The 26,339-nt window shown below is 63.0% G+C and carries 23 protein-coding genes, 2 tRNA genes and 1 rRNA gene; 14 read left to right on the forward strand and 12 right to left on the reverse strand.

Features of this window, described 5'->3' with window-relative positions:
• Positions 1-152: 152 nt before the first annotated feature.
• The 3 genes from EJA05_RS18930 to EJA05_RS18940 all read right to left on the reverse strand — a co-directional run bounded on the left by EJA05_RS18930 (position 153) and on the right by EJA05_RS18940 (position 1,952).
• Positions 153-228, reverse strand: a tRNA-Ala gene (locus tag EJA05_RS18930).
• Between the two features lie 24 nt (positions 229-252).
• A tRNA-Ile gene (locus EJA05_RS18935) sits at positions 253-329 on the reverse strand.
• Between the two features lie 86 nt (positions 330-415).
• Positions 416-1,952 (reverse strand): 16S ribosomal RNA (locus EJA05_RS18940).
• Positions 1,953-2,580: 628 nt separating this feature from the next.
• On the opposite strand from EJA05_RS18940, the gene rhtA reads away from it, so the two are divergent.
• Both rhtA and EJA05_RS18955 read left to right on the forward strand, forming a co-directional pair.
• The gene (rhtA, locus tag EJA05_RS18950; RefSeq protein WP_125859409.1) at positions 2,581-3,468 is read left to right on the forward strand and encodes a threonine/homoserine exporter RhtA; all 888 of its coding nucleotides are present in this window, start codon (positions 2,581-2,583) and stop codon (positions 3,466-3,468) included.
• A 187-nt stretch (positions 3,469-3,655) separates the two neighbouring features.
• Positions 3,656-3,937 (forward strand): hypothetical protein, encoded by a 282-nt coding sequence (locus tag EJA05_RS18955; protein WP_125464811.1) that lies wholly within the window; start codon positions 3,656-3,658, stop codon positions 3,935-3,937.
• Positions 3,938-3,977: 40 nt separating this feature from the next.
• Here EJA05_RS18955 and EJA05_RS18960 read toward each other — a convergent pair whose 3' ends face one another.
• Positions 3,978-5,780: an aminopeptidase P family protein gene (locus EJA05_RS18960; protein WP_125859410.1), complete on the reverse strand. Its 1,803-nt coding sequence runs from the start codon at positions 5,778-5,780 to the stop codon at positions 3,978-3,980.
• A gap of 195 nt (positions 5,781-5,975) precedes the next feature.
• On the opposite strand from EJA05_RS18960, the gene EJA05_RS18965 reads away from it, so the two are divergent.
• Positions 5,976-7,088 (forward strand): DUF3182 family protein, encoded by a 1,113-nt coding sequence (locus tag EJA05_RS18965; RefSeq protein WP_125859411.1) that lies wholly within the window; start codon positions 5,976-5,978, stop codon positions 7,086-7,088.
• Entirely contained in the window at positions 7,072-7,842 is a 771-nt protein-coding gene (locus EJA05_RS18970; RefSeq protein ID WP_125859412.1) for an alpha/beta hydrolase family protein, read from the forward strand. The genes EJA05_RS18965 and EJA05_RS18970 overlap by 17 nt, the downstream gene beginning before the upstream one ends.
• On the opposite strand, the gene EJA05_RS18975 is transcribed toward EJA05_RS18970, so the two are convergent.
• Both EJA05_RS18975 and EJA05_RS18980 read right to left on the reverse strand, forming a co-directional pair.
• A complete protein-coding gene (locus EJA05_RS18975; protein WP_125464815.1) occupies positions 7,821-8,201 on the reverse strand; it encodes an antibiotic biosynthesis monooxygenase in 381 nt (126 codons plus the stop codon). The two genes, EJA05_RS18970 and EJA05_RS18975, sit on opposite strands and share 22 nt — an antisense overlap.
• Positions 8,202-8,348: 147 nt before the next feature.
• Positions 8,349-9,326, reverse strand: coding sequence for a GlxA family transcriptional regulator (locus tag EJA05_RS18980; RefSeq protein WP_125859413.1), 978 nt, complete (start codon positions 9,324-9,326; stop codon positions 8,349-8,351).
• Between the two features lie 82 nt (positions 9,327-9,408).
• Here EJA05_RS18980 and EJA05_RS18985 point away from each other — a divergent pair, with 82 nt between their 5' ends.
• Entirely contained in the window at positions 9,409-9,957 is a 549-nt protein-coding gene (locus EJA05_RS18985; protein WP_125859414.1) for a cysteine hydrolase family protein, read from the forward strand.
• 4 nt (positions 9,958-9,961) lie between these two features.
• On the opposite strand, the gene EJA05_RS18990 is transcribed toward EJA05_RS18985, so the two are convergent.
• Entirely contained in the window at positions 9,962-10,525 is a 564-nt protein-coding gene (locus tag EJA05_RS18990; RefSeq protein ID WP_125859415.1) for a helix-turn-helix domain-containing protein, read from the reverse strand.
• A gap of 84 nt (positions 10,526-10,609) precedes the next feature.
• On the opposite strand from EJA05_RS18990, the gene EJA05_RS18995 reads away from it, so the two are divergent.
• The 7 genes from EJA05_RS18995 (at position 10,610) to EJA05_RS19025 (ending at position 17,761) form a co-directional block, all read left to right on the forward strand.
• Entirely contained in the window at positions 10,610-11,554 is a 945-nt protein-coding gene (locus EJA05_RS18995; RefSeq protein WP_125859416.1) for a DMT family transporter, read from the forward strand.
• 149 nt (positions 11,555-11,703) lie between these two features.
• Positions 11,704-14,619, forward strand: coding sequence for a monovalent cation/H+ antiporter subunit A (locus EJA05_RS19000; protein WP_125859417.1), 2,916 nt, complete (start codon positions 11,704-11,706; stop codon positions 14,617-14,619).
• A complete protein-coding gene (locus tag EJA05_RS19005; RefSeq protein ID WP_003250128.1) occupies positions 14,619-14,963 on the forward strand; it encodes a Na+/H+ antiporter subunit C in 345 nt (114 codons plus the stop codon). Before EJA05_RS19000 ends, EJA05_RS19005 begins: the two co-directional genes overlap by 1 nt.
• A complete protein-coding gene (locus tag EJA05_RS19010; protein ID WP_125464821.1) occupies positions 14,960-16,639 on the forward strand; it encodes a monovalent cation/H+ antiporter subunit D in 1,680 nt (559 codons plus the stop codon). Before EJA05_RS19005 ends, EJA05_RS19010 begins: the two co-directional genes overlap by 4 nt.
• Positions 16,636-17,124: a Na+/H+ antiporter subunit E gene (locus EJA05_RS19015; protein WP_125859418.1), complete on the forward strand. Its 489-nt coding sequence runs from the start codon at positions 16,636-16,638 to the stop codon at positions 17,122-17,124. The genes EJA05_RS19010 and EJA05_RS19015 overlap by 4 nt, the downstream gene beginning before the upstream one ends.
• The gene (locus tag EJA05_RS19020) at positions 17,121-17,399 is read left to right on the forward strand and encodes a K+/H+ antiporter subunit F (RefSeq protein WP_110994579.1); all 279 of its coding nucleotides are present in this window, start codon (positions 17,121-17,123) and stop codon (positions 17,397-17,399) included. The genes EJA05_RS19015 and EJA05_RS19020 overlap by 4 nt, the downstream gene beginning before the upstream one ends.
• Positions 17,396-17,761 (forward strand): Na+/H+ antiporter subunit G, encoded by a 366-nt coding sequence (locus tag EJA05_RS19025; protein ID WP_125464823.1) that lies wholly within the window; start codon positions 17,396-17,398, stop codon positions 17,759-17,761. The genes EJA05_RS19020 and EJA05_RS19025 overlap by 4 nt, the downstream gene beginning before the upstream one ends.
• A gap of 13 nt (positions 17,762-17,774) precedes the next feature.
• Here EJA05_RS19025 and EJA05_RS19030 read toward each other — a convergent pair whose 3' ends face one another.
• The gene (locus EJA05_RS19030; protein WP_125464824.1) at positions 17,775-17,984 is read right to left on the reverse strand and encodes a hypothetical protein; all 210 of its coding nucleotides are present in this window, start codon (positions 17,982-17,984) and stop codon (positions 17,775-17,777) included.
• Positions 17,981-18,451: a hypothetical protein gene (locus EJA05_RS19035; RefSeq protein ID WP_125464825.1), complete on the reverse strand. Its 471-nt coding sequence runs from the start codon at positions 18,449-18,451 to the stop codon at positions 17,981-17,983. Before EJA05_RS19035 ends, EJA05_RS19030 begins: the two co-directional genes overlap by 4 nt.
• A 214-nt stretch (positions 18,452-18,665) precedes the next feature.
• Between EJA05_RS19035 and EJA05_RS19040 the strand changes: the two genes are divergently transcribed.
• Positions 18,666-18,962 (forward strand): hypothetical protein, encoded by a 297-nt coding sequence (locus EJA05_RS19040; protein WP_125859419.1) that lies wholly within the window; start codon positions 18,666-18,668, stop codon positions 18,960-18,962.
• A 5-nt stretch (positions 18,963-18,967) separates the two neighbouring features.
• Here the strand turns inward: EJA05_RS19040 and EJA05_RS19045 are convergent, their stop codons facing one another.
• From EJA05_RS19045 to EJA05_RS19055, 3 genes are all read right to left on the reverse strand, one after another.
• Entirely contained in the window at positions 18,968-19,162 is a 195-nt protein-coding gene (locus tag EJA05_RS19045) for a hypothetical protein (RefSeq protein WP_125464827.1), read from the reverse strand.
• 115 nt (positions 19,163-19,277) lie between these two features.
• A complete protein-coding gene (locus tag EJA05_RS19050) occupies positions 19,278-20,906 on the reverse strand; it encodes a methyl-accepting chemotaxis protein (protein WP_374046860.1) in 1,629 nt (542 codons plus the stop codon).
• Positions 20,907-21,003: 97 nt separating this feature from the next.
• Complete coding sequence (locus EJA05_RS19055) at positions 21,004-21,408, reverse strand: TraR/DksA family transcriptional regulator (RefSeq protein ID WP_125859421.1); 405 nt, start codon at positions 21,406-21,408, stop codon at positions 21,004-21,006.
• A gap of 354 nt (positions 21,409-21,762) precedes the next feature.
• Between EJA05_RS19055 and EJA05_RS19065 the strand changes: the two genes are divergently transcribed.
• A complete protein-coding gene (locus EJA05_RS19065; protein WP_125859422.1) occupies positions 21,763-26,304 on the forward strand; it encodes a DUF6543 domain-containing protein in 4,542 nt (1,513 codons plus the stop codon).
• The last annotated feature ends 35 nt before the right edge of the window (positions 26,305-26,339 follow it).

The following is a 26,339-nucleotide window of genomic DNA, read 5'->3' on the forward strand; positions in this document are numbered from 1 at the left end:
CTTAGCCTGATCACACACCAGTGAAAGTGCGTGTCAGTCTATCTATCACATATCCGAATTTTTAAAGAACGATCTGACAAAAGTCAGAAATCAACATTCATTGCCGAATGTTCATTTCTAAGTTCTGAGCAGTGCTGCGAAACCTGAAAGAGTGGTGGAGCCAAGCGGGATCGAACCGCTGACCTCCTGCGTGCAAGGCAGGCGCTCTCCCAGCTGAGCTATGGCCCCATTTGACCAGCCGCACCAAGTAATTGGTAGGTCTGGGCAGATTTGAACTGCCGACCTCACCCTTATCAGGGGTGCGCTCTAACCAACTGAGCTACAGACCTATAACAGGGTTGCGTTACAGCATCGTCTTTACACAATGAATCAAGCAATTCGTGTGGGAGCTCATCAGCAGGCTGATGTCGTCGATTAAGGAGGTGATCCAGCCGCAGGTTCCCCTACGGCTACCTTGTTACGACTTCACCCCAGTCATGAATCACACCGTGGTAACCGTCCTCCCGAAGGTTAGACTAGCTACTTCTGGTGCAACCCACTCCCATGGTGTGACGGGCGGTGTGTACAAGGCCCGGGAACGTATTCACCGCAACATTCTGATTTGCGATTACTAGCGATTCCGACTTCACGCAGTCGAGTTGCAGACTGCGATCCGGACTACGATCGGTTTTGTGAGATTAGCTCCACCTCGCGGCTTGGCAACCCTCTGTACCGACCATTGTAGCACGTGTGTAGCCCAGGCCGTAAGGGCCATGATGACTTGACGTCATCCCCACCTTCCTCCGGTTTGTCACCGGCAGTCTCCTTAGAGTGCCCACCATAACGTGCTGGTAACTAAGGACAAGGGTTGCGCTCGTTACGGGACTTAACCCAACATCTCACGACACGAGCTGACGACAGCCATGCAGCACCTGTGTCAGAGTTCCCGAAGGCACCAATCCATCTCTGGAAAGTTCTCTGCATGTCAAGGCCTGGTAAGGTTCTTCGCGTTGCTTCGAATTAAACCACATGCTCCACCGCTTGTGCGGGCCCCCGTCAATTCATTTGAGTTTTAACCTTGCGGCCGTACTCCCCAGGCGGTCAACTTAATGCGTTAGCTGCGCCACTAAAATCTCAAGGATTCCAACGGCTAGTTGACATCGTTTACGGCGTGGACTACCAGGGTATCTAATCCTGTTTGCTCCCCACGCTTTCGCACCTCAGTGTCAGTATCAGTCCAGGTGGTCGCCTTCGCCACTGGTGTTCCTTCCTATATCTACGCATTTCACCGCTACACAGGAAATTCCACCACCCTCTACCATACTCTAGCTCGCCAGTTTTGGATGCAGTTCCCAGGTTGAGCCCGGGGCTTTCACATCCAACTTAACGAACCACCTACGCGCGCTTTACGCCCAGTAATTCCGATTAACGCTTGCACCCTCTGTATTACCGCGGCTGCTGGCACAGAGTTAGCCGGTGCTTATTCTGTCGGTAACGTCAAAACAGCAAGGTATTAACTTACTGCCCTTCCTCCCAACTTAAAGTGCTTTACAATCCGAAGACCTTCTTCACACACGCGGCATGGCTGGATCAGGCTTTCGCCCATTGTCCAATATTCCCCACTGCTGCCTCCCGTAGGAGTCTGGACCGTGTCTCAGTTCCAGTGTGACTGATCATCCTCTCAGACCAGTTACGGATCGTCGCCTTGGTGAGCCATTACCTCACCAACTAGCTAATCCGACCTAGGCTCATCTGATAGCGCAAGGCCCGAAGGTCCCCTGCTTTCTCCCGTAGGACGTATGCGGTATTAGCGTTCCTTTCGAAACGTTGTCCCCCACTACCAGGCAGATTCCTAGGCATTACTCACCCGTCCGCCGCTGAATCGAAGAGCAAGCTCTTCTCATCCGCTCGACTTGCATGTGTTAGGCCTGCCGCCAGCGTTCAATCTGAGCCATGATCAAACTCTTCAGTTCAATACTGCTTGGGTTTTTAAGAAACCCTAAACTTGGCTCAGCAATCTCAAATGACTATGTGATTTCTCGCATGGCCACTTGTGATGCTGATAATCTTTTTGACTATCAGTCCGTACTCACAAGCACCCACACGAATTGCTTGATTCAATTTGTTAAAGAGCGTTTGGTTAAGAGCTTTTCGTCTCAACCGAGGCGCGCATTCTACGCTTTCCTCATTTACTGTCAAGCGTTTATTTGAAGTTATTTCCGAGAAACTCGTTTAGCTTCAACCGCTTAACTCGCTGCGATCTCTCGTAGCGGGAGGCGAATCATACAGCGTTACAACCTGCTGTCAACCACCTTTTTCACCGCTGCCGATCGTGAGACCGAAACGCTTCCGGAGCTTTCGAATCGCTTAACTCATTGAATTTCAAGGAGTTTTGCGTTCCGTTGTCGCTGGAAGTGGGGCGCATTATAAGGGGATCTGAAACCCCGTCAACCTTTAATTTCATGAAACTGAAATAAAGAGGTAACACCAAGCCCGCAACGCCCCTGCTCGCACAAGAGATAACCTTCCCTTGCACATCCCACCGCAAATTGCGCACTATATTGCTCACCCCGCCGTACAACCATGGACCCTCCCCCTACAATGAACACCCCCCAACGCAGCCTGGCCGCCACCCTGTTCCCCATCGGCCTGCTGCTGATCGCCATGGCTTCCATCCAATCCGGCGCCTCGCTGGCCAAAAGCATGTTCCCTGTCGTAGGCGCACAAGGTACCACCACCCTGCGTCTGATCTTCGCCAGCATCATCATGCTATTGCTGCTGCGCCCCTGGCGAGCACGATTGGACGCCAGCACTCTGCGCAGCGTGATCATCTATGGCATGGCCTTGGGCGGAATGAATTTCCTCTTCTATATGTCACTGCGCAGCGTGCCCTTGGGGATCGCCGTGGCGCTCGAATTCACCGGCCCACTGGCCGTAGCACTATGGGCCTCGCGCCGGGCGCTGGACTTTGTCTGGATTGGCCTGGCGGTAGTTGGCCTGCTGTTGCTGATCCCCGTCGGCCAGTCCGGCGCCAGCATCGACCTGTTGGGTGCCGGCTACGCACTGGGGGCAGGCGTATGTTGGGCGCTCTACATTCTATATGGCCAGCGCGCGGGCGCCGAAAATGGCATCCAGACTGCCGCACTGGGGGTAGTCATCGCCGCGCTGTTCGTTGCCCCCATCGGCATCGTCCATGCCGGCAGCGCACTGCTCACACCGGCTTTGCTACCTGTGGCGCTGGGCGTCGCGATTTTGTCGACCGCGCTCCCCTATAGCCTGGAAATGGTCGCTCTGACCCGCATGCCCGCACGTACATTCGGCACCTTGATGAGCATTGAACCGGCATTTGGTGCCCTTTCAGGCTTGCTGTTCCTGGGCGAGAAACTCACCACCTGGCAATGGCTGGCGATCCTCGCCATCATCACCGCATCGGTCGGTGCAACACTGTCGATGAGACGAGAAACAGCACCCGTCGTGGCCGCCGACTGATTTGAGAAATATTTGCATTTAAAACATGCCTGGCCTTGTACCGCTCCCGTCTGCTGATTAAGCTGTCACAAAATCATAATCAAGACGCTATCTACTTGGCTGCAAAAGGACGCAGGGGAATCTCAGGGAAGACTCGAAGCGCTGACGACAGGCCCAGGTATGTAACCGGGCCCGCATAAGGACAGGAATGAAACGTATTTTTCTCATCCTGGCCATCTTGGCCATTGCTGGATGTGCCGCGACTGCCAAGACCGAGGTGAAGCGGGGGAAAAAGGGCATGCACATCAACTGCTCGGGGCTCTCTTCGTCGTGGGACAAGTGCTACAGCAAAGCCGCTAGCGCCTGTAGCAGCAAAGGCTACAAAGTCATCGCCCGCTCTGGCGACAGCGATGAAGAGCCCGGCGACTATATCTTCGGCATCAACCCCGCCGGCTATACCAGCCGCAGCATGATCGTGATCTGCAAGTAGATATGAAAGGGCAGCCTCCGGGCTGCCCTTTTCGTTGCTGTCAGATCGGTGCGGTGCGCCGCTTCAGCCACTCCAGCGCATCACCCTGGAGCAGCGGCGATAGCCGCTCCCGCACGGTCTCGTGATAGCGATCGAGCCAGGCGATATCTTCGCTGCTCAGCCCTTCGCGCAACAGGCAGCGAGTATCGATCGGGCACAAGGTCAAGGTTTCGAATTCGAGGAAATCACCGAACGCACTGCTGCCTGCCTCGCGATTGACCACCAGGTTCTCGATCCGTACCCCCCACTGTCCCGGTCGATAAGTGCCAGGCTCGATCGAGCTGATCATCCCCGGCTGCATCGCCGTCTGTGGCATGGCCGCCGCCTGGTAGGCAATCACCTGCGGCCCTTCGTGCACATTCATGAAGTAGCCCACACCATGGCCGGTGCCATGCCCATAATCGACTTGGTCGGCCCAGATCGGCGCCCGCGCGATGGCGTCGAGCAAAGGTGAAAGAATGCCGCGAGGGAACTTCGCCCGCGACAGCGCGATCATGCCCTTGAGCACCCGCGTGCAATCGGCCTTCTGTTCATGGTTGGGCTCACCGATGGGCACCATCCGCGTGATGTCTGTGGTGCCACCCAGGTACTGGCCACCGGAATCGATCAACAGCAGGCCATTCCCTTCAACAATCGCATGCGATTGATGAGTGGCATGGTAATGGGGCATTGCACCGTTGGCGTTGTAGGCCGCAATGGTCGAGAAGCTCAACGATACGAAGCCAGGCCGCCGGGCACGCGCCTCGCTCAGTTTCTCGTCGATGGTCAGCTCGGTAATCTCCTGCTGCCCCTGATGGGCTTCGAACCAGGCAAAGAATTCGCACAGTGCCGCGCCGTCCTGCTCCATGGCTTTGCGAATGTGAACAAGATCCCCCTCCCCCTTGCGCGACTTGCTCAAGGTCGTGGGATTGATGGCTTCAATCAGCCTCACCTCGTTCGCAAGATGGTCCAGCAAACCACAGGTGACACGCGCCGGGTCCACCATCAAACTGCTTTCAGCGGGGATTGCCGCCAGCGCGCTGCGCACCTCGGTGTAGTCGCACACTTCGATGTGGTCGGCCTTCAGTACCTGGCTCAGATGCTCATCGACCTTGTCCTTGCCTACGAACAGGTAGGTATTGTCCTGACCGATCAATGCAAATGAGACAAACACCGGATTGTAGGAAACATCGCTGCCACGCAAGTTGAACAGCCAGGCAATGTCATCGAGCGTGGCAATAAAATGCCAATCAGCACCCTTGTCCTGCAGCGTGCGACGCAGCTCGGCAAGCTTTTGCGCACGATTGACCGTGGCGTGCGGCGCCAAGTGCTGGTACACCGGATTAGCCGGCAAGGGCGGCCGGTCAGTCCAGACCTGCTCAAACAAATCAAGATCGGTTCGCAGGCTCACACCTCGGGCCTGCAAGCGCTCGTTCAGTTGACGCGCCGAAGCCAAAGCCATCACCGCGCCGTCCACGGCAACCGTGCCTTGAACATGCTCGCCCAACCACTCAAGCGCCCCCGGCTGCCCGGGCCGCAGCTTCATCAGTTCGATACCGCTACCCGCCAGCTCTTTATCCGCCTGCTCCCAATAACGGCTGTCAGCCCACACCCCGGCGAAGTCCGCAGTCACCACCAGCGTGCCCACCGAACCGTAGAAACCGGACAACCATTGCCGCCCCTGCCAATGGCCCGGCAGGTATTCGGACAAATGCGGGTCGGCGGAAGGTACCAAAAGGGCATCGACCCCCTCGCGGGCCATGACCTGACGCACTCGGGCCAGACGCGCCGGTACGGATTCCTGAAGGGGGGACTGACTGTTCATGCGCACTCCTGCGGACACATCTCGACTGATCCAGGCCATCGATAATGGAACAGGCGGCCACCGCCCGCAATCTTCAAGACCGGAACAGGGCCAGGATTGCCCCATGCGCCGTGCAAACCGCCGATCAATCCCGCTGAACTTTGCCCCGCAGATGCCTTCATAGCCCATACACACTTCAGTGCACGCGAGGCCCTCATGCCCCACTCCCGCGAGCCGAAAACCGCTGTCGCACTGCTCGACACCCGCGAGCACACTTCGGACCACGAACACGCCGTCCAGCTCAAGCTGGCCGACTGCCTTGCACAGTTGCTGAACCTGCCGCGAGCCCAACTCGATCAGCCACCAACCGAGCATGCCCACTACTATTACTTGGCCACCGACACCCTGATCGACCCGGCACGCTACGCACCACTGGGCATCCACAGCGAACGCGACTTGTTCGGCGGTTTGGTCAGCCACCCCTACATGGCCACCAAGGCCATCTCCCATCCCCTGCCCGCCGGGGCAAGCTTCCCGCCGGGCTGGACCAATGCGTTCGCCCAGGATGCCGGCAACGCCTTGCTGCGGGGCTACACAGTCTTCAGCAAGAACGACGCGCGCCGTGCCGCCGCCTTGCTACTTGCCGAAGGCCGAATTCGCATCAAGCCAGTGCTGGCCTGCGCCGGTCGTGGCCAACAGGTCATCACCCGGCTTGAAGCATTGGAAACACTGCTGCAGCCGATGGACGAGCAACAGCTCGCCGTATGGGGCCTGGTGCTGGAAGAAGACCTGAGCGACGTCGAGACCTTCAGCGTCGGCCAGGTTCGTGTGGCCGGGCTCACCCTGAGCTACCACGGCACCCAGCAGCTCACCCACGACCACGCCGGCACCGAGGTGTACGGTGGCTCCGACCTGCACGTAGTGCGCGGCGACTACCAGCAACTGCTGCAGTTGCCGCTGGAAGACCATCTGCGGCTGGCCATCAACCAGGCCATGGCCTACGAGCAGGCTGCCGAACGCCACTTCCCTGGCTTCATCGCCTCGCGACGCAACTACGACATCGCCCGCGGCACCGACCCGCACGGCCACCTGCGCAGCGGCGTGCTGGAGCAATCGTGGCGCCCAGGCGGGGCCAGCAGCGCGGAGATTCTCGCGTTGCAGGCTTTCGCCGACGACCCGGCCCTGCAACAAGTGCGCGCATCAACCCACGAAGTGTTCGGCGAAGCCCAACTTCCGGCCGACGCCACGCTCTTCTATCAGGGGCATGACAGTGAACTGGGACAACTCAGCAAATATGCACGGATCCGCGACCATGACCATCGAAAGTGAAACCATCGAACTGGCCGTCGAAGGTGAATGCATCGCCGGCACCTTGGTCAGCCCCGGCAGCAAGATGCCGGGCATCCTTTTCGTCCACGGCTGGGGTGGCAGCCAGCAGCGCGACCTGGCGCGGGCCCGACAGATTACCGGGCTGGGTTGCGTGTGCATGACCTTCGACCTGCGCGGCCACGAGAAGACGCAAAGCCAGCGCCTGACCGTCACCCGCGAGCAGAACCTCGCCGACCTGCTGGCCGCCTACGACCGCCTCGCCAACCACCCCGCAGTCGACCCCGCCGCCATGGCCGTCATCGGCAGCAGTTATGGCGGCTACCTGGCTACCCTGCTCACCCGCCACCGAGCGGTGAAATGGTTGGCGCTGAGGGTGCCGGCACTGTACTGGGACGATGAATGGAACAGCCCCAAGCAGGCACTGGACCGTCAACGCCTCAACGCCTATCGCCTGCGCGCCTTGAGCCCGGCCGACAACAGCGCCCTTGCCGCCTGCGCGGAATTCGCCGGCGATGTGCTGCTGGTGGAGTCCGAACAGGACGACTATGTACCGCACAGCACCCTGATGAGCTACCGCTCGGCGTTCGTCAGCGCACATTCGCTGACTCACCGCACCGTCGATGGCGCCGATCACGCGCTATCGAGCGAAGAGAGCCAGAAAGCCTACAGCGCGATACTGAACGCATGGATCAGCGAGATGGTCATCGGCGCACGCCTGGACCGCTACCCACACTACGCGCCCTGGTACGCCTGAGCCTCGCCGACCTGGCAGTGCAGGCCGCCATCCGCCCCCCGCACCAGGCTACGCAAGGTCTGGTAGGCCGCGAAGTTGACGCCTCGGGCCTGGTGCTGACGCAACAGCTCGAGGAACGGCTCCTCGACGAAACAACTGGCGGCCGCCGCCCAAGCAACCCGCGACTGCCATTGCAGGTATTGGAGCACCCGACAGCCGTCATCACTGGCCTGGATGCTGACGCCCTGCAAACCGTCACAGCGTTGCGCCAATTGCTCGCTGCGCACGACCAGGGCCTGGGCCAGCATCTGCTGATGCCCAGGTGGGACGTCGTACTCGATCATCTGGGTGAACCACAGGGAAGGGGCATTTAGCACCATGGACTGTCTCCTTGCTTGGGCCACTATCAGCCTATTGGCACGCAGGTTAAAACCTCCAGTTAACTCAAGGTCAAGGACTTTTTCCTTGACGACACCCTCCCCCCCGGAATGGTGTGCCACCGCGCAACCAGCAGGATCGGCTGAGCCTCACTCACTGCCAACCGCAAAACGCCGTCGGTAGTCACTGGGGGTCATGCCGGTGAGGCGCTGGAACACCTTGCGAAAGGCGCCGGGGTCCTGATAGCCGACGCCCCAGGCGATCTGGTCGACACTGCGCCGGGTGAACTCCAGCAGCCGGCAGGCCCGGCCAACCCGCACTTGCTGGGCATACTCGGTGGGACGCAGGCCGGTGGCGGCACGAAAGCGCCGCAGGAAAGTGCGCGGTTCGAGCCCTGCACAGCGGGCCATGTCGGCCAGGCCGGCGACGCGAGCCTGCTCACCCTGCAACCAATGCTGCACCCGCAGCACCGCCTCGTCGCCATGTTCCAGCCGCGGGGTGAACAGCGCCCCCGGCACAGGCGCCGGTGCCGGCTCCACCGCCAGGTAGCGTGCGGTCTCACGGGCCAGGGTGTGGCCAAGGAAGCGCTCGATCAGGTGCAGCCCCAGGTCGGTCCAGGCCATCAGGCCAGCGGACGTGACGATATCGCCATCGTCCAGCAGTGGCTGGCTGGTCGCCACACGCACTTTGGGGAAGCGCTCGCTCAGGGCCTGGGCGTAGTTCCAGTGGGTGCAGGCCGAACGCCCGTCGAGCAGGCCGCTGCCCGCTATCAGGAACACCCCGATGCACACCGAAGCCAGCACCGTCCCCTGGCCATGCAAGTCGCAGAGTGCGGGGCGATGAGCGGCCAGCAGTTCGCCGGAAGGCGTCGCAGCAAGGCTGGGGGGAATCAACATAGCCCGTGGTGCATGCCCGGCCTGCGGCAGGCTGTCGTGAATGACCTGCAGTTGCCCAGCGGCATCGAGCTGCCAGTGGCTGACACGCAGCAGCGGCAACTGGTGTTCACCCAGTTCGGCCGCCACCCGGTTGGCCACCGTGAACAGGTCGGTCAAACCATGCACCGCCGCACTCTGGGCACCCGGGTACACCAGCACGCCAATTTCCAGGCTGTCAGTTTTTGCCGTCATTGTGTCGCTCGCGCCAATCCTCGATCCGATCGTTCAAGCCTATAACTATCAGCAGTTCATCACTACTGCCGAAGGAGGCACCATGAGCAAGCAGGCACTGATCATCATCGACATCCAGAACGACTACTTCCCGGGTGGTAAATGGACCCTCGACGGCGCCGAGGCTGCCGCCGACAACGCCGCACGACTGCTTGACGCTGCGCGTAAACGGGGCGACCTGGTGGTTCACGTGCGTCACGAGTTCGAAAGCAGCGACGCCCCCTTCTTCACCCCAGGCTCGGCCGGTGCACGGATTCACCACAAGGTCGAAGCTGCCAACAACGAGGCCGTGGTGCTCAAGCACAAGGTCAACAGCTTCCGTGACACCAACCTGAAGGCGCTGCTCGACCAGCATGATGTCAAGGCGCTGACCATCGCCGGCAGCATGAGCCATATGTGTGTCGATGCCGCCACCCGGGCGGCCGCAGACTACGGCTATGACGTCACCGTGGCCCATGACGCCTGCGCCACCCTGCCGCTGGCGTTCGACGGCAAGCAGGTGCCAGCCGCCGAGGTGCACGCCTCGGCGATGGCCGCACTGGCCTTCGCCTACGCCAAGGTGGTCAGCACCGACGAACTGCTCAAGGGTTGACCGCTCAGATCACCACATTGCGCACGAAGCGCACGGCCAGTTGACCATCGTTGCGATAGGCATAGCGGCAGTTGCTGGGGAACACATGGAACTGGCCGGTAATCAGGTGGTGCTCGACGCCTTCAATGACCAGCGTCAGCTGCCCTTCGGCGACGTAGATCTGTTCGCTCCAACCCGCCGCGTCGGCCTCGCTGGTGTAGCACTCGCCGGGCGCCAGGGTCCACTCCCACAGCTCTGCCTCGCGCCGGGCCGGGCTGCTGCCCAGCAGCACCGCCCGGCTACCGGGGTGTTCACCGGCCCAGGCCAACTCGTCGATGCGGCTCGGGTCGCGTTGGTCGGGCGCCTGGATCAGCGTGCTGAAAGCCACACCCAACGCCTCGGCAATCAGGTCGAGGGTGGTCAGGCTGACATTCTTCTCGCCGGCCTCGATAGCCACCAGCATTCGCCGGCTGACCCCGGAACGCTCGGCCAGGGCCGCCTGGCTGAGGCCGGCGTCGCCCCGCAGGCGGCGAACATTCTGGCTGACATGCTGCAACACCGAGGCACGGTGTTCGGTTTCTTTGTGCACTATATTGCTCACTAACAGGGGTTGCGCAGTATACTGCCCACTTTGCGGCGGATTGTGCGCCGCCCCTGCCGAGCACGCAAGCCCATGAACCAAGCCACCTACAGCAAGCCCGCCGCCTCCTTCCGCCTGAGCAAGGCCGAGTTGGTGCTGGTATTCATCACCATGCTCTGGGGTGGCACCTTCCTGATCGTGCATACGGTCATGAGCGTCAGCGGGCCGATGTTCTTCGTCGGCCTGCGCTTCGCCGCCGCCGCGTTGTTCGTCGGCCTGGTGTCGGCGCGTTCGCTGCCCGGGCTGACCTTCACCGAACTCAAGGCCGGCATGCTCATCGGCGTGTCGATCATGCTCGGCTACGGCTTGCAGACCATGGGCCTGCAGACCATCAGCAGCAGCCAGTCGGCGTTCATCACCGCGCTGTACGTGCCCTTCGTGCCACTGCTGCAATGGCTGGTGCTGGGGCGCCGCCCAGGGCTGATGCCGAGCCTGGGCATCTGCCTGGCCTTCGCCGGCCTGATGCTGCTGGCAGGCCCCGAAGGCGGCAGCTTGCACTTCAGCGAAGGCGAGCTGGTGACGCTGGTCAGCGCCGTGGCGATTGCCGGCGAGATCATCCTGATCAGCCGTTATGCCGGCAAGGTCGATGTGCGCCGGGTCACCGTGGTGCAACTGGCGACTGCCTCGGCGCTGGCATTCCTGATGATCGTGCCGACCCAGGAGCCGCTCCCCGACTTCTCCTGGTTGCTGCTGGTCAGCGCCGTAGGCCTGGGTGCCATGAGCGCGGTGATCCAGGTGGCGATGAACTGGGCGCAGCAGTCGGTTTCGCCCACACGCGCCACCTTGATCTATGCCGGCGAGCCGGTGTGGGCCGGCGTTGTCGGGCGCATTGCCGGCGAGCGCCTGCCGGGGGTAGCGCTGATCGGCGGGCTGCTGATCGTGCTGGCGGTGGTGGTAAGCGAGCTGAAGATCCGGCGCAGTGACGAGGCCGCCGCATTGCAGGACGACGACGAGCGTCAACGTGAAGCCGGGCTGTGATGCGGCCAACACCCGCTATGCTTTGTAAAGAACTGTTATAAAAAAACAGCTTGTCACAGCACATTTGTAGGATCCTGCAACCGCTTGCGTGTTGGTGATACACACCCCGGCACGTATGATCCTTGGCAAACTTCTCAGAACAGAACGCTATGTCATTGATTGTGCTATTGCTTCTGCCCTTCGTTGGCAGTTGCCTGGCGGCTGTCCTGCCGCACAACGCACGCAACGCAGAGTCCATTCTCGCCGGGCTCGTCGCCCTGGTCGGCACCGTCCAGGTGGCGTTGCTGTACCCCCAGATCGCCGACGGCGGCGTCATTCGCGAGGAACTGCTGTGGCTGCCCAGCCTGGGCATGAACCTGGTGCTGCGCATGGACGGCTTCGCCTGGCTGTTCAGCTTGCTGGTGCTGGGCATCGGCACCCTGGTGTCGCTCTACGCGCGCTACTACATGTCTCCCCAGGACCCTGTGCCGCGCTTCTTCGCCTTCTTCCTGGCGTTCATGGGCGCCATGCTCGGCCTGGTGATTTCCGGCAACCTGATCCAGCTGGTGTTCTTCTGGGAACTCACCAGCCTGTTCTCCTTCCTGCTGATCGGCTACTGGCACCACCGCGCCGACGCCCGCCGCGGCGCCTACATGGCGCTGATGGTCACCGGTGCCGGCGGCTTGTGCCTGCTGGTCGGGGCCCTGCTGCTCGGCCATGTGGTCGGCAGCTACGACCTGGACAAGGTCCTGGCTGCCGGCGACACCATCCGCCAGCATGCGCTGTACCCGGTGCTGCTGCCCCTGATCCTGATCGGCGCCCTGAGCAAGAGCGCGCAATTTCCCTTCCAGTTCTGGCTGCCCCACGCCATGGCGGCGCCCACCCCGGTCTCGGCTTACCTGCACTCGGCGACCATGGTCAAGGCCGGGGTGTTCCTGTTGGCCCGGCTATGGCCGGTGCTGTCGGGCAGCGAAGAATGGTTCTGGATCGTCGGCGGTGCCGGCGCCGCCACCCTGTTACTCGGCGCATTCGCCGCGATGTTCCAGAACGACCTCAAGGGCCTGCTGGCCTACTCGACCATCAGCCACCTGGGCCTGATCACCCTGCTGCTGGGCCTGAACAGCCCGCTGGCCGCCGTGGCCGCGGTGTTCCACATTCTCAACCACGCCACCTTCAAAGCCTCGCTGTTCATGGCCGCCGGGATCATCGACCACGAAAGCGGCACCCGTGACATCCGCCGCTTGAGCGGCTTGTTCCGCATGGTGCCGTTCACCGCCACCCTGGCCATGGTCGCCAGCGCCTCGATGGCCGGCGTGCCGTTGATGAACGGCTTCCTGTCCAAGGAAATGTTCTTCGCCGAGACCGTGTTCATCAGTTCAACCGCCTGGGTCGAGGCCGCCCTGCCGGTGATCGCCACCCTGGCCGGCACCTTCAGCGTGGCCTATGCGCTGCGCTTCACCGTCGACGTGTTCTTCGGGCCTAAGGCAGAGGACTTGCCGCACACGCCCCACGAGCCACCGCGCTGGATGCGCGCACCGGTCGAGCTGCTGGTACTCACCTGCCTGGTGGTCGGCATCTTCCCGGCGCAATCGGTCGGCCCGCTGCTGGCCGCCGCCGCCCTGCCAGTGGTCGGTGGCACCCTGCCGGAATACAGCCTGGCCGTCTGGCACGGCTGGAACGCACCGCTGATGATGAGCCTGATCGCTATGTGCGGCGGCATCCTCCTCTACCTGCTGCTGCGCAAGCAATTGCAACGTGGCCGCTTCGCCAAGCCACCGCTGATCGGCCGTTTCAACGGCAAGCACCTGTTCGAGCAGGGCCTGGTGCACCTGATGTTGCTGGCCCGGCACATCGAGCGGTTGCTGACCACCCGCCGCCTGCAGACCCAACTGTTCATGCTGGTGCTGGCGGCCTTCATCGCCGGCCTCATACCCTTGCTGTACAACGGCCTGAGCTGGGGCGACCGGCCGAAAATCCCCGGCTCAGGGGTGTTCGTCGCGCTGTGGCTGATCGCCATCGCCTGCGCCATCGGCGCCGCCTACCAAGCCAAGTACCACCGCCTCGCGGCGCTGATCATGGTCAGCGTCTGCGGCCTGATGACCTGCATCACCTTCGTCTGGTTCTCTGCCCCCGACCTTGCACTCACGCAGTTGGCGGTCGAAGTAGTGACCACCGTCCTGCTGCTGCTCGGCCTGCGCTGGCTGCCCCGGCGTATCGAAGGCGTATCGCCACTGCCCGGCAGCCAGGACCGCGCACGCCTGCGTCGCCTGCGCGACCTGGTGCTGGCGGTGCTGGTCGGTGGCGGCATGGCGCTGTTGTCGTACGCCATGCTCACCCGCCCCACGCCCAACGACATCTCCTCGTTCTACCTCAGCCGGGCCCTGCCACAAGGCGGTGGCACCAATGTGGTCAACGTGATGCTGGTGGACTTCCGCGGCTTCGACACCCTCGGCGAGATCACCGTGCTGGTGGCCGTGGCACTCACCGTGTTCGCCCTGCTGCGCCGCTTCCGCCCGCCCAAGGAGAGCATGCAGCTGCCTGCCCAGCAGCGCCAGCTGGCGCCGGACGTGGTCACCGACCTGGTCAACCCGCGTCACGCCACCGACACCGCGCTGGGCTTCATGATGGTGCCGGCCGCCCTGGTGCGTCTGCTGCTGCCGATCGCCCTGCTGGTGTCGATGTACCTGTTCATGCGTGGCCATAACCAGCCGGGCGGCGGTTTTGTCGCCGGCCTGGTCATGTCCGTGGCGTTCATCCTGCAGTACATGGTCGCCGGCACCCAATGGGTGGAGGCGCAGATGAGCCTGCGTCCGCTGCGCTGGATGGGCACCGGCCTGCTGTGCGCCACCCTCACCGGGGCGGGCGCCATCGGCCTGGGCTACCCGTTCCTGACCACCCACACCGCCCATCTGCACCTGCCGCTGCTGGGTGACGTGCACGTGGCCAGCGCGTTGTTCTTCGACATCGGCGTATTCACCGTGGTGGTCGGCTCGACACTGCTCATCCTCACCGCGCTGGCGCACCAGTCGGTGCGTGCCTATCGCCCGGGCAATCCCGGCAAAACCAGTCAAGCAGGAGCCGCCTGATGGAAGAAGTCATTGCAGTCGCCATCGGCGTGCTGGCCGCCTCGGGGGTGTGGTTGATCCTGCGCCCGCGTACCTACCAGGTGATCATGGGCCTGTGCCTGCTGTCCTACGGGGTCAACCTGTTCATCTTCAGCATGGGCAGCCTGTTCATCGGCAAGGAGCCGATCATCAAGGACGGCGTCACCCAGGACCTGCTGCACTACACCGACCCGCTGCCCCAGGCGCTGGTGCTCACCGCCATCGTCATCAGCTTCGCCATGACCGCACTGTTCCTCGTGGTACTGCTGGCCTCGCGTGGTCTGACCGGCACCGACCATGTCGACGGTCGGGAGCGTGACGAATGAGTGGGATGAACCAATTGATCATCGCGCCGATCCTGCTGCCGCTGGTGACCGCGGCGCTGATGCTGCTGATCGGCGAGAAGCACCGCTGGCTGAAGGCGCGGCTGAACCTGCTGTCGACCTTCACTGGCCTTGCCATCGCCGTCACCCTGCTGATGTGGGTGCGCACCCAGGGCCAGGCCGAGTCCATCGGCGTGTACCTGCCGGGCAACTGGCCAGCGCCGTTCGGCATCGCCCTGGTGGTGGACCACCTGTCGGCGTTGCTGCTGGTATTGACCGGTATCGTCGGCAGCAGCGCGCTGTTGTTCGCCCGGGCCCGCTGGGACAGCGCCGGGGCCAGCTTCCACGCCCTGTTCCAGATCCAGCTGATGGGCCTGTACGGTGCCTTCCTGACCGCCGACCTGTTCAACCTGTTCGTGTTCTTCGAGGTGCTGCTGGCAGCCTCCTACGGCCTGCTGCTGCATGGCTCGGGGCGCGCGCGAGTGCGGGCCGGGCTGCATTACATCGCCATCAACCTGTTTGCCTCGTCGCTGTTCCTGGTTGGCGCCGCCATGCTTTATGGCGTCACCGGCACCCTGAACATGGCCGACCTGGCGCTCAAGGTACCGCTGGTGCCAGAAGCTGACCGCGGCCTGCTGCATGCGGGCGCTGCCATTCTCGCCATGGCCTTCCTGGCCAAGGCCGGGATCTGGCCGTTGAACTTCTGGCTGGTACCGGCCTACTCCTCGGCCAGCGCCCCCGTGGCGGCGCTGTTCGCGATCATGACCAAGGTCGGGCTGTATGCCGTGCTGCGCCTGTGGAGCCTGCTGTTCTCCGGGCAGGCCGGCGCCTCGGCGAACTTCGGCGGCGAGTGGCTGGTGTATGGCGGCCTGGCGACGCTGGCAGTGGCTGCAGCGTCGATCCTTGCCGCCCAGCGCCTGGAGCGGCTGGCGGCGCTGAGCATCCTGGTGTCGGCCGGCACACTGATGGCCGCCATCGGCTTCGGTCAACCGGTACTGACCGGCGCCGCGCTGTTCTACCTGGTCAGCTCCACCCTGGCCCTGTGCACGCTGTTCCTGCTGGCCGAACTGGTCGAGCGCTCGCGTTCGGCCAACGAGGCGCCGCTGGATGAAGAGGAGGATGCGATGCCTTCGCCGCTGGAGTCGCTGCACCCGCCCAAGGGCATCAACCTGGACGATGAACAGAAGGCGGTGATCGGCCAGATCATCCCCTGGACCATGGCCTTCCTTGGCCTGTGCTTCATCGCCTGCGCCCTGCTGATCATCGGCATGCCGCCGCTGTCGGGGTTCATCGGCAAACTCAACCTGATCAGCGCGCTGTTCAACCCGCAAGGGCTGGGTATCGCACCAGGGCAGCCGTTGGGCACCGCCGGCTGGACGCTGGTCACCCTGTTGATTCTGTCCGGCATGGCTTCGCTGATCGCCTTTGGCCGGGTCGGCATTCAGCGTTTCTGGAAGCCCGAGGAGCGCCAGTCACCCTTGCTGCGCCGCTATGAATGCCTGCCCATCGTCATCCTGCTGGGCCTGAGCATTTTCCTCAGCTTCAAGGCCGAACCGCTGCTGCGCTACACCCAGGACACCGCAGCCAGCCTGCAGGCCCCCGACGCCTACATCCAGGCCGTCATGGCCACCCGGCCAGTGCCTGGCCCAACCACCCTGAATGCGCAGGTGCAGCCATGAACCGACTGTTCCCTGCACCGCTGCTTTCGCTTTCGCTGTTTGTCCTGTGGCTGCTGCTGAACCTGTCGGTCAGCCCGGGCAACCTGCTACTGGGGGCCGCGCTGGGCATCCTTGCACCGATCCTGATGGCGCCCCTGCGTCCGCAGCATGCCCACATTCGCCGGCCGTTGGTGGTCGCACGGCTGATCGGCCGGGTGGGCATCGACGTGATCGTCTCCAACCTCCTGGTGGCCCGTGGCGTGCTGCGTGCCGGCAGCAACCCGCCACGCTCGGCCTTCGTCCATATCCCGCTGGCGCTGCGCGATGCCCACGGCCTGGCGGCACTGTCGATGATCACCACGGTGGTACCGGGCACGGTCTGGTCGGAGCTGGCCCTGGACCGCAGCGTACTGTTGCTGCACGTGTTTGACCTGGACGACGAAGCGGCGTTCATCGAGCACTTCAAGCGCACCTACGAACGCCCGCTGATGGAGATTTTCGAATGAGCGGCCTGCTTGCCAACGCCGTCCTCGCCAGCCTGTTCATCTTTGCCTTGGCCATGGGCCTGGCACTGATCCGACTGTTCCGCGGCCCCTCCGCCCAGGACCGGGTGCTGGCGCTGGACTACCTGTACATTCTGGCCATGCTGATGATGCTGGTGCTGGGCATCCGCTACGCCAGCGACACCTACTTCGAAGGCGCCCTGCTGATCGCCCTGTTCGGCTTCGTCGGCTCGTTCGCCCTGGCCAAATTCCTGCTGCGAGGCGAGGTGATCGAATGAGCGAAACCCTGGTGTTGCCGTTCTGGCTGGAGCTCACGGTTTCGGCGCTGCTGCTTGTCGGCAGCCTGTTCGCCCTGATCGGCGCGATCGGCCTGGTGCGGCTGAAAGATTACTTCCAGCGCATGCACCCGCCCGCGCTGGCCTCGACCATCGGTGCCTGGTGCGTGGCACTGGCGTCGATCCTGTACTTTTCAGAACTCAAGCAGAGCCCGGTGCTGCATGCCTGGCTGATCCCGATCCTGCTGTCGATCACCGTGCCGGTCACCACCCTGTTGCTGGCCCGGGCGGCGCTGTTTCGCAAGCGCACCTCTGGCGAGGATGTTCCGGAAGAGGTCAGCAGCGGGCGCGACCGGGGCAACTGAAACTATCGCGGGCTCAGCCGCCCGCCAGGCGCTGCAGCTCACGCCGCACCATCGCCGCATAAGGCGGTGGGCTGAGCTGGTAGAGCTCGCTGGCTACCCAGGCCAGCCAGGCGCCCTGCAGCGCTTCACGGCGCGCCAGCAACTGCTCGGCCTGGGCAATGGCCTGGGCCTGGTGACGACGGTGGAAGTCGGCACGCGAGCCCGGCGCCGCCAGGTCACTCATTCGCTGGCCTTGAAGGTGGTCAGCTCGCCCTTGCGCCATTTGGCGACCTTGCCGGTCACTGCCTTGAGCAGCTTGCCCAGGCCTTCCTGTACCTGTTGTTCTGCGGCAAACACCAACATCACGCCCTGCCCCTCGCGAAACACGATGCCCTCGCCCTCGGGCACACGAACAAAGGCATAGTCGCCTTGCCCGTAGACATTCAACTTGATCTCGCGAAAACGCAGTTCCAGCTTTCCGCCTTCACGGCTGGGCAGCACCGCCGCGCGGAAGTGGTCGCCCACTTTCAGCTCCAGGCGCTGTTTGTCGTCGACCACCATGGCACCCTCGGGGTCGATCTCGGCCATGTACAGGCCTTCAGGGTTTTGCTCGGTAACGTAGATGAACCGCCCGTTGAACAACTTGACCAGCTTGGCGCGCAAATCGCCCAGGGCAAACAACGCATGGGTATCCAGAGTACTGACTGCCAATGAAGAGCTCCTCACATCAATTACTACAGGCCATCACCCGGCCGCGGTATCGCGCCAGGTGCCAGCCTTTTCAAGTCAACGTCCACAGGACTTCGCAATCACGCCACGGAGTATCCCCGCGAGATAAGCCGAGCGATAACCGGGAAATGCTTCACTCAACTATCGTTCGGGCGCGCGGGGTAGGCTTCGGCGTGATTCCATAAAGGGAACCGTAATGTCCGACATCAAAACTGCCAGAAAAGATGCGACAGCCAGCAACAGGTCCCTCAAAGAACAGGCCTGGCCTTCGGTCGCGCATTACAGGAGAACGAATATGCCCGAAAACACTGAAATCCGTCGAGAGGCGCAACACATTTCCTTCAAGTTCGCCCCTCCAAACCAAGCGCGCTTCATCGTCGTGCCTGCCGGTGTCGCGTTCTTTCATATCACCGAACGCACCACAGGCAGGGTCAGGGGCTTTCGCCAACGCCACCAGGACGCCTGCGAGCTGGCCCGCCAGCTGGAAGCTTGACGCCCTCAGGCCACCTCGCCCCGCGCCAACTGCGCCAACCAGGCGGCCTGGCACTCCAGCGCTTCGCCACGGCTGGCAAAGGCGGTGCCACGCCGTTCGCCATTGACCAGCACCACCCAGCACGCCCGCTTGCCCAACGCCTGCAAAGAGGCAGGAACACCCGTGCCAATCATCACTGCCACATCGACTTGGCTATTCATCATTCCCTCCGGAATTTAATTAGCAACCTAACGATATGGCTATGATACGTGCTGCATGCTTCAGGAAAAAGCCCAGGCAGGTAGAGCTGTATTGCACCTGAGGCAACAAATCGCCTCAATCAAGCCCGGGTTCGGGGCGGTAGCCCAGCCGCAGGCCGCCCCAGTGGCGCCCCTTGACGTAGATCGGCACCGACAGGTCATGCATCAACTCACCGGTATCGCGGGTGTAGGTTTGCAGCAATACCCGCTGCTGATGGCTGCCGCAGCGGATGCCGGTGCGGTCGTCGAAGGTACGCTTGCTGCGGTTATGCGCCGTATCCTCTACCGGGTCACCGGTCAGTGGCCGATTGAAGGCGTTGTTGTGGGTCGGCACATAGCCCTGCTGGGTACAGGCGATGGCGTAGACCAAACCCTCATGTTGCAGCAGTGGCTCCTGGATCTGCGGCAACACCGTGTCGGTGTAGTGGTCGAAGCGCGTGGTGAAACGTGGCGGCTGCATGCCGGCAATCGGCCGGTACTGGCGGTCGAACAGATCCTCCAGCGCCACCCGCCCCTGCTCGATATCGGCCTCGAAACGTTCGGCAATACGCCGTGCCCCACCCTGCGCCAGCTCGAACACCCGCTGGTGATAGGCGTCCAGCCCGACCTCGGCCAGGCGCTCGCTGAGGTGCTCGACCTGCCCTTCCATCTGCACCGCGGCCTGGGCCAGGCGCCTTGTTTGCTGCTCGCTCACCGCCAGGTCGCTGCGCACCTGCGCCACCGCCTGGAACAGGGTATCAAGCTGAGTACGATTGGTCTGGGTGCCCGCGGCGATTGCGCCGACCTGCCCTTCAACGCTGGCGGCCAGGCAGGCGATCTGCGCCAGTTGCCCGCCGGTCTGCTCCACCTGCGCCACGCCGCTGCCCAGGTCATCGGCCAACGCGCGGATCTGCGTGACCACCTGGGCGGTACGTTCCTGGATATCGGCCACCATCTGACCCACTTCCTGGGTGGCGGTGGCGGTACGCCCGGCCAGGCCGCGCACTTCATCGGCTACCACGGCAAAGCCGCGGCCATGCTCACCCGCCCGCGCCGCCTCGATGGCGGCGTTGAGCGCCAACAGGTTGGTCTGGCTGGCAATGGCCTGGATCACCAGGGTCACCCGGGCAATGTCCTCGCTGCGCAGGTGCAGCGCCTCGATCAGCTCACGGCTGGCGGTGGCGCGCTGGCTAAGGTCGTGCATGCACTGGATCGACTCGGCCAACACCGCACTGCCGGCGACACTGCTGCCATGGGCCGAGCGGGCGGCTTCCAGGGCCTGATGACTGAGCTGGGCACTGGCCTGTTCAGTGGCGATCATGATCTCGGCACTGCCGACGATCTCCTCGGCGGCGCCCAACTGCGACTGCACCCGCGCAGCCAGTTGCTGCACCGCGTAAGCCACCGCCGCGGCCGACAGCGCATTGTGGCTGGTGCCCCGGGCCAGTTGCGCAATCAGGTCATCGTCCTGCGCAGCTGTCTCCACCGGCATCGTTACCGGTGCGCGCCGCAGATGAGGTAGCCACAGCACCAGCAGGGCCGACGGCAGAGCCAGGTACAGCGCCAGGCCGGCATAAGCCTGGGCCGCCAGCAGCGCGCACAGCATGCCACCCTGTAGCAAGGCGATGGCAACAGCCAGCCGAGTTCCTTCTCGCATCATCTTCGTGGTCCGTCCGCGTGTCGTTATTGTGACGCCATTAAACGCCACCATAACGCCACTATCCATAGTCCCTTGGATGTATGACGATCACACTTGATGCAAGGCAAGAAAACACAAAGGCCCCAGGGATCGCTCCGTGGGGCCTCGCGCAGTGCGCCGAGTATCAGATCTGCCGCTGGTGGCGGTCGAGCTGCTCGTGACGCTCCTGGGCTTCGATGCAGTACTTGGTGGTCGGGCTGATCAGCAGACGCTTGAGGCCGATTGGCTCGCCGCTGTCGTCGCACCAACCGAAGCTGTCGTCACCGATACGGTCCAGGGCCATCTCCAGCTGCGGCAGCAGGCGCTGATCGCGGTCGATGGCGTTGACCAGCCAAGTGCGCTCTTCCTCGACCGAGGTCACGTCAGCTGGATCCGACGGGGTATCCAGGCCTTCGATGGCAATGCGGTTGAGTTCGATGCGCTCATGCGTCTCGACTTTCATCGCTTGCAGCAGCTTGGTAAAGAACACCAGTTGGTCGGCATTCATGTAGTCATCGGCCGACATGGCCAGCAACTGTTCCTTGGTCATCGATTTCTCTATGAAAAAATGTGCATTTGGGCGATTCGAGTGCCACCGATGATGGCTCATCGGCAGCGGAATTCTTCAAGCGCCAACCGGCACTCTTTTACAGGGGGCGGAAGTCTAAGGTGCCAAGCGGCAAGGGGCAACAGAAATGACGGCAGATTTGACCGAAATACCGAGGAATCCGCCCATTGGTGCCGCGTTAGCCCTCGCCGGCGCGCTTGCCAAGCGCCAGCGGGCAATATGCCGCAACACATCTCCCCACTGCCAGCCCCTCCTGCAGGCACAGGTGGCAGTTAGCTAACACCGACGATTGCGCTCAGTACCGTTTGATGACGCCTTTCATCAACGGAGCTTGCCATGAACCTGCATCAACGCCTCATCGCCCTCAGTGACCTGGACTGCGCAGTCGCCCGGCGCTTCCAGGATCGTCCCGTACTGACCGAGGTGGCGGGCCGACTGCTGGCCGAGCAGTGGCGGCAACGCCGCCTTGGCGACTCACACGATCCGCTGAGCCTCTACCTGATCAGTCGCCCTCCGCCCGGTGCCCGCGCCTGGATACGCCCGCTCTCGACACTGTTGATCGAGCGTTTCTGTCGCCGCGTCACCCTCAACCTCACCGAGGGCGAGGACTTCATCAGCACCCACGCCGAAGACAACCCGGACTGGGCCGTGGCGATCGACCTGCACGCGGTCGAGTTGCTGATCAACGACTGCGGCCCGTTCATGCTCGATCGTTATCGGGAAGAACTGCTGGCTTACTGGAGCCGATTCGACATCACCGGCCAGACCCCTTGGCAGTGGTACACCGAACATCTTCGCCAACAGTTCATTAATGCACTGGACGCAGGCAAGCGGGCCAGTCGCCTGCGACCACAGGTGATCGACCTCGCCAACCGCCTGCTGGTGATACCCGAAACTGCAGTTACGCCCACCGCTTCGCCCTCAGTCAGCCTGCTGTCCAGCGACCTGTCCGCCAGCGGCAAGATCGACCGCGACCTGGGCAGCGCCTTGCTGATAGAGCACAGCAGCGATACTGCAGGCACGTCAGTCACGCTGCTGTTCACCCTGGTCGGCAAGCTGCTGGTGTTTCCATCCCGTCAGGTGATGATCAATATCCTCGAGCGCCTGTGGCCGGTCACGCCCACCCCGGCGCCCCATGTCCTGCGCATTCTGCCGCAGACCGAGGAACCATTCGCGGCACAGGCCCTGGGCTTGCTTCGCCAGCAACTCGACGTGGTGCAAGCTGTCGCGAACAACTATCACACCCAGGGTCTGGCGCTGGCCCTGGGTCGGAACACGGACCATCTGACATCGATGGTGGAACTGTGCAACCGTGCCGAGCGCACACAGCGCCAGCGCCTGACCGAACAACTTCCCGACTGGCTGCGGCACGCCCCCTACACCGCCCAGGCACTCTATGCCCGCAACCTGGTGGACGTGGCACAGAGCTACGAAGATGCCAATGGCCAGTTCTGGCTCGACGGCATCGTCAGCGCAGAGGCGTTCGCCAATCAGCAACTGCGTGCCCGGCTGGCCGTCGACCATCCCGGCGAAAGCCTGGCGCCGGAAGAAGTGCTGGTTCTGAATTACCAGATCACCACCTCCAGCACCGCCATCGGGGACACGGCGTTCACCAGTGGCGAGATCCACACCGTCACATTCAGCCTCGCCGAGCTGGCCATCGGCAACCTCGTACTGCTCAAGCCCGGCAAGGTGGCGCTGGCCTCGTCCACTGGCCAGCCGCTGCCCGCATGGTTGAACGAAGGCTATGTGAAGACCCTGGTCAGCGAACTGGACATCGGCGCCTCCTACCCACGCCTGCTACGCACAAAGCTGCTCGATGACCCAGAACAGAGGCACGCACGCGAACGGCTGCTTGATGCCCAACTGCGCAGTCAGCTGCCCGCGCAGGCCATGGAGTTGCACCTGCGCGGCGAGGGGATCAGCGAAGCCAGTGCGCTGCGCATCGCGCAGATCTTCACCCGTACCCCTGATGATCGGACGCACTGGGTGATGCGTCCATTGGGGCTGCTCCGGCGAGCGGACGCCGAACCCGATCACCCGCTCAACACCTGGCTGATCGAAGCGGCCAACCCCACGAGTGGCGTCTGCCTGCTGTACCGCCCGCAGCACGAGCAACCCTTGCTGGAGTATGACGACCGCCTGGCCCTGCTGGTCGCCATCGGCACGCCCGGAGCGCTGCAGGACGATCTGCTGCAGCGCCTGCCTGCGCCGGACCGCAAGGTCTACGCCCACGGCGGATTCCAGGAACCCCACCTGTTCCACCCGCTGGACGACAGCTTCGCCGTCCCCTTCGGCACCCCCGCCCCGGTGACGCTCAGCACCGAGCCCGCTGTCGATGACATCGGCAAGGCCATCTACCAGGCCAGCATCGAGGAAACCATCCAGCACTTCCAGGCACACGCCGTGACCACCCACGAAGCCACCTGGAAGAGCCGGATAACGTTCGGCTGGCTGCTGTTCAACAGCGTGCTGCCGTTCGCCGGACGCCTGGCTGGCAGGCTTGCCTGGCTGGCCCAGATTGAGATCGCCCTGGCGCAGGTCATCGATACCGACGACAGTCTCTCGCCAACCGAACACCGCATCGCCTGGGTCAACTTGTTGCTCAACCTTGCCCTGTTGCTGCTGTCGAGTTCGCCGGCACAGCTGCAACTGGAGGAAGGCGCGGAGGACCACCTTGCGCCTCCACCGTTGCCATCCCCCCTGCCCCCTGCCCTCCCGCAGGTAGAAACCACGGTGCCTGACAGCGAGCTCGACTTCAGTTGGGCGCAGCCGGCCGGCAAGCTCAGCCAGGCGCAACGACAGGCACTCAATGCCCTGTCTTCCCGTACGCTGCCGCAAAGCCTTGGCGAGCCTATTCCCCACGGCGCCCTGGCTGGACTGCACCTGCATGACAACAACCTTTACGTGCTGCTCGAAGGCAAGGCCTATAGCGTGCTGCTGGACGAACCCAGCGGCCAGCCCAGGATCGTCGGCGATTCGCCGGAGCAGCTCCCCGGCCCCTGGCTGCGACGTGACGAAGCAAACCGATGGGGCATCGACCTGCGCCTGCGCCTGCGGGGCGGCATGCCCATGACCTCGCGCATTGCCCGGCTGCGCGAGGCGAACAGACAGGCATTGGTCGAACTCGACCGCACCCTTGCGCAAGATCTCGAGCAAGGGCTGGAACAGTTGCGGCGCATGCGCATAGACGCGTCGAGCTTCAACGACGACATGCCCGAGGATGACCTGCGCAAGCACCTGCACACCTGCCAGGCCGCCTCGCTGCACTGGAAGGCCTATCTGGAGCGCCTCAACCAGCGCAACGCGCTGGAGGTCCGTGACGGCTTCAAGCTGGAGCGTGCCAACGCACTCACCCAGCGCGCTTTCAGCGAGCAGATGATCTACGCCACACTGCATCAGTTGTATACGCCCAAGCGCACGCAGCTCATGCGTTTCATCAGTGAGAACGAAACCCGCATGAGCCCTGCGGACCTGGTCATCTACAGCCGACGCCTGGCCGAAATCTCGCCCCTGCTCGACGAGCTGGTGATCAACGCCGATGCCATGCACGACATTCATGCCCAGTTGAAGAAACTGACCAATCGTGGCCAGGACCGCATCCAGGCAATGTTCGACAGCCTCGAGCGCGGATGGCCCAGCGCCGAGCGCCCGATCACCTGCCGCTACATACGCCTGGAAAACCACTTCAACCGGCTGTTCGCCTTCCACCCGCTCAAATCCAGCGAGCCCAGGAACGGCGGTTTCTGGCTCAAGCTGGCCAACGACAACATCAGCCTGGTCATTGCCCAGCGCCGACAACTGGCGGCCCTGGCCAAGCCAAGCGACGAGCTGGCCACGCGCCTGCTAAAAAGCGCCAAAGAGTGGCTTGCCCAGGCAGACCGACAACTGGGCAACTTCAAGACACTGTCCACGGACACGGCGTCGACGGCCTTGCTGGCCCCTATCGAACAGGACCTGGCGTACATCCAGGCGACAGTCAGCAGCGAACTGGCCGAGTACCCGGACTACCCACCCACCACGACACTCTCGCGCTTGCGCGAGCAGACACCCGGGCTGATCGAGACCGAGGAACACGGGGTGCTGCTGGGCGTACCGCGTGCGGGCGATGAGACGACCGTCGACATCGAGGCGCCGGGGCCGGAGGGCCGCACACGTACCTACCGCCAAGACCACGGCAACTGGGTCGAAGTCCCGCCAGCCCCGGTTGCACGAGCGAGAGCCAATGACAGCCTGAAACGCCTGCTCAAGGGTAGCCAGGCACTCATGGACAACGCCCGTGCAACCCTCCATCACCTGCAGGGCAGCCCCAGTGAGCGCTACCTGCCCGTGGAGATCCACGATGAACTCATGCTGCATGGGCAACGGTTGACGGAACGTGCCGATGCCATCGAACGAAGGCTGACTGCCGACAACGCCAGTGACGAGGCCAGCGGCGGCCAGGATGCAGCGCGGGTCGGCAAAGCGCTGAGTGACCTGGCCATGATCCTGGAGAGCCAGGCCAAGGCCTTGCGCATCCAGGCTGCCCTGAGCCAGAAGCCGCGCATGGGTGAGCTGCAGAACCTCATCGACAATCATGAAGTGACCGTGCATGCCCTGGGGGCTCGCACGCGGCTGGCAAAGGTCAAGGGGCGGCCCGCCGACTACCTGGACGAATACGTCATTCGCCATCAGGGCCGCGACCTGTGGTACGCGCACTTCCACTACCCCGCGCAGGACACAGCCAAACCCCAGTTCCTCGCCGGTCACCTGAAAACAGCCGACCAACGCCATCTCAAGGGCCAGACTGCCGTGGACGTCGCCACGGGTCGGCCGGTCGAGGTCTACCGCTCACCCATCACCCTGGCCGCGGCGACTCGATTCTTCTTCAGCCTCTGATGCGACGGGCGCCGGCCGCGGCGCCCGTTCCCGTG

The organism is Pseudomonas oryziphila, assembly GCF_003940825.1.
Classification (GTDB): Bacteria; Pseudomonadota; Gammaproteobacteria; order Pseudomonadales; family Pseudomonadaceae; genus Aquipseudomonas; species Aquipseudomonas sichuanensis.

What these genes read in the sequence shown, in the direction of transcription:
- EJA05_RS18980 (WP_125859413.1), bottom strand. Translation starts at nt 9,326, where the DNA reads ATGACGGCAAAAACTGACAGCCTGGAAATTGGCGTGCTGGTGTACCCG.
- EJA05_RS19055 (WP_125859421.1), bottom strand. Translation starts at nt 21,408, where the DNA reads ATGACCAAGGAACAGTTGCTGGCCATGTCGGCCGATGACTACATGAAT.
- EJA05_RS18965 (WP_125859411.1), top strand. Translation starts at nt 5,976, where the DNA reads ATGCCCCACTCCCGCGAGCCGAAAACCGCTGTCGCACTGCTCGACACC.
- EJA05_RS18960 (WP_125859410.1), bottom strand. Translation starts at nt 5,780, where the DNA reads ATGAACAGTCAGTCCCCCCTTCAGGAATCCGTACCGGCGCGTCTGGCC.
- rhtA (WP_125859409.1), top strand. Translation starts at nt 2,581, where the DNA reads ATGAACACCCCCCAACGCAGCCTGGCCGCCACCCTGTTCCCCATCGGC.
- EJA05_RS18985 (WP_125859414.1), top strand. Translation starts at nt 9,409, where the DNA reads ATGAGCAAGCAGGCACTGATCATCATCGACATCCAGAACGACTACTTC.
- EJA05_RS19045 (WP_125464827.1), bottom strand. Translation starts at nt 19,162, where the DNA reads ATGAATAGCCAAGTCGATGTGGCAGTGATGATTGGCACGGGTGTTCCT.
- EJA05_RS19065 (WP_125859422.1), top strand. Translation starts at nt 21,763, where the DNA reads ATGAACCTGCATCAACGCCTCATCGCCCTCAGTGACCTGGACTGCGCA.
- EJA05_RS18975 (WP_125464815.1), bottom strand. Translation starts at nt 8,201, where the DNA reads ATGGTGCTAAATGCCCCTTCCCTGTGGTTCACCCAGATGATCGAGTAC.
- EJA05_RS19025 (WP_125464823.1), top strand. Translation starts at nt 17,396, where the DNA reads ATGAGCGAAACCCTGGTGTTGCCGTTCTGGCTGGAGCTCACGGTTTCG.
- EJA05_RS19000 (WP_125859417.1), top strand. Translation starts at nt 11,704, where the DNA reads ATGTCATTGATTGTGCTATTGCTTCTGCCCTTCGTTGGCAGTTGCCTG.
- EJA05_RS19020 (WP_110994579.1), top strand. Translation starts at nt 17,121, where the DNA reads ATGAGCGGCCTGCTTGCCAACGCCGTCCTCGCCAGCCTGTTCATCTTT.
- EJA05_RS19030 (WP_125464824.1), bottom strand. Translation starts at nt 17,984, where the DNA reads ATGAGTGACCTGGCGGCGCCGGGCTCGCGTGCCGACTTCCACCGTCGT.
- EJA05_RS18970 (WP_125859412.1), top strand. Translation starts at nt 7,072, where the DNA reads ATGACCATCGAAAGTGAAACCATCGAACTGGCCGTCGAAGGTGAATGC.
- EJA05_RS18995 (WP_125859416.1), top strand. Translation starts at nt 10,610, where the DNA reads ATGAACCAAGCCACCTACAGCAAGCCCGCCGCCTCCTTCCGCCTGAGC.
- EJA05_RS19005 (WP_003250128.1), top strand. Translation starts at nt 14,619, where the DNA reads ATGGAAGAAGTCATTGCAGTCGCCATCGGCGTGCTGGCCGCCTCGGGG.
- EJA05_RS19010 (WP_125464821.1), top strand. Translation starts at nt 14,960, where the DNA reads ATGAGTGGGATGAACCAATTGATCATCGCGCCGATCCTGCTGCCGCTG.
- EJA05_RS19050 (WP_374046860.1), bottom strand. Translation starts at nt 20,906, where the DNA reads ATGGATAGTGGCGTTATGGTGGCGTTTAATGGCGTCACAATAACGACA.
- EJA05_RS19015 (WP_125859418.1), top strand. Translation starts at nt 16,636, where the DNA reads ATGAACCGACTGTTCCCTGCACCGCTGCTTTCGCTTTCGCTGTTTGTC.
- EJA05_RS19040 (WP_125859419.1), top strand. Translation starts at nt 18,666, where the DNA reads ATGTCCGACATCAAAACTGCCAGAAAAGATGCGACAGCCAGCAACAGG.
- EJA05_RS18955 (WP_125464811.1), top strand. Translation starts at nt 3,656, where the DNA reads ATGAAACGTATTTTTCTCATCCTGGCCATCTTGGCCATTGCTGGATGT.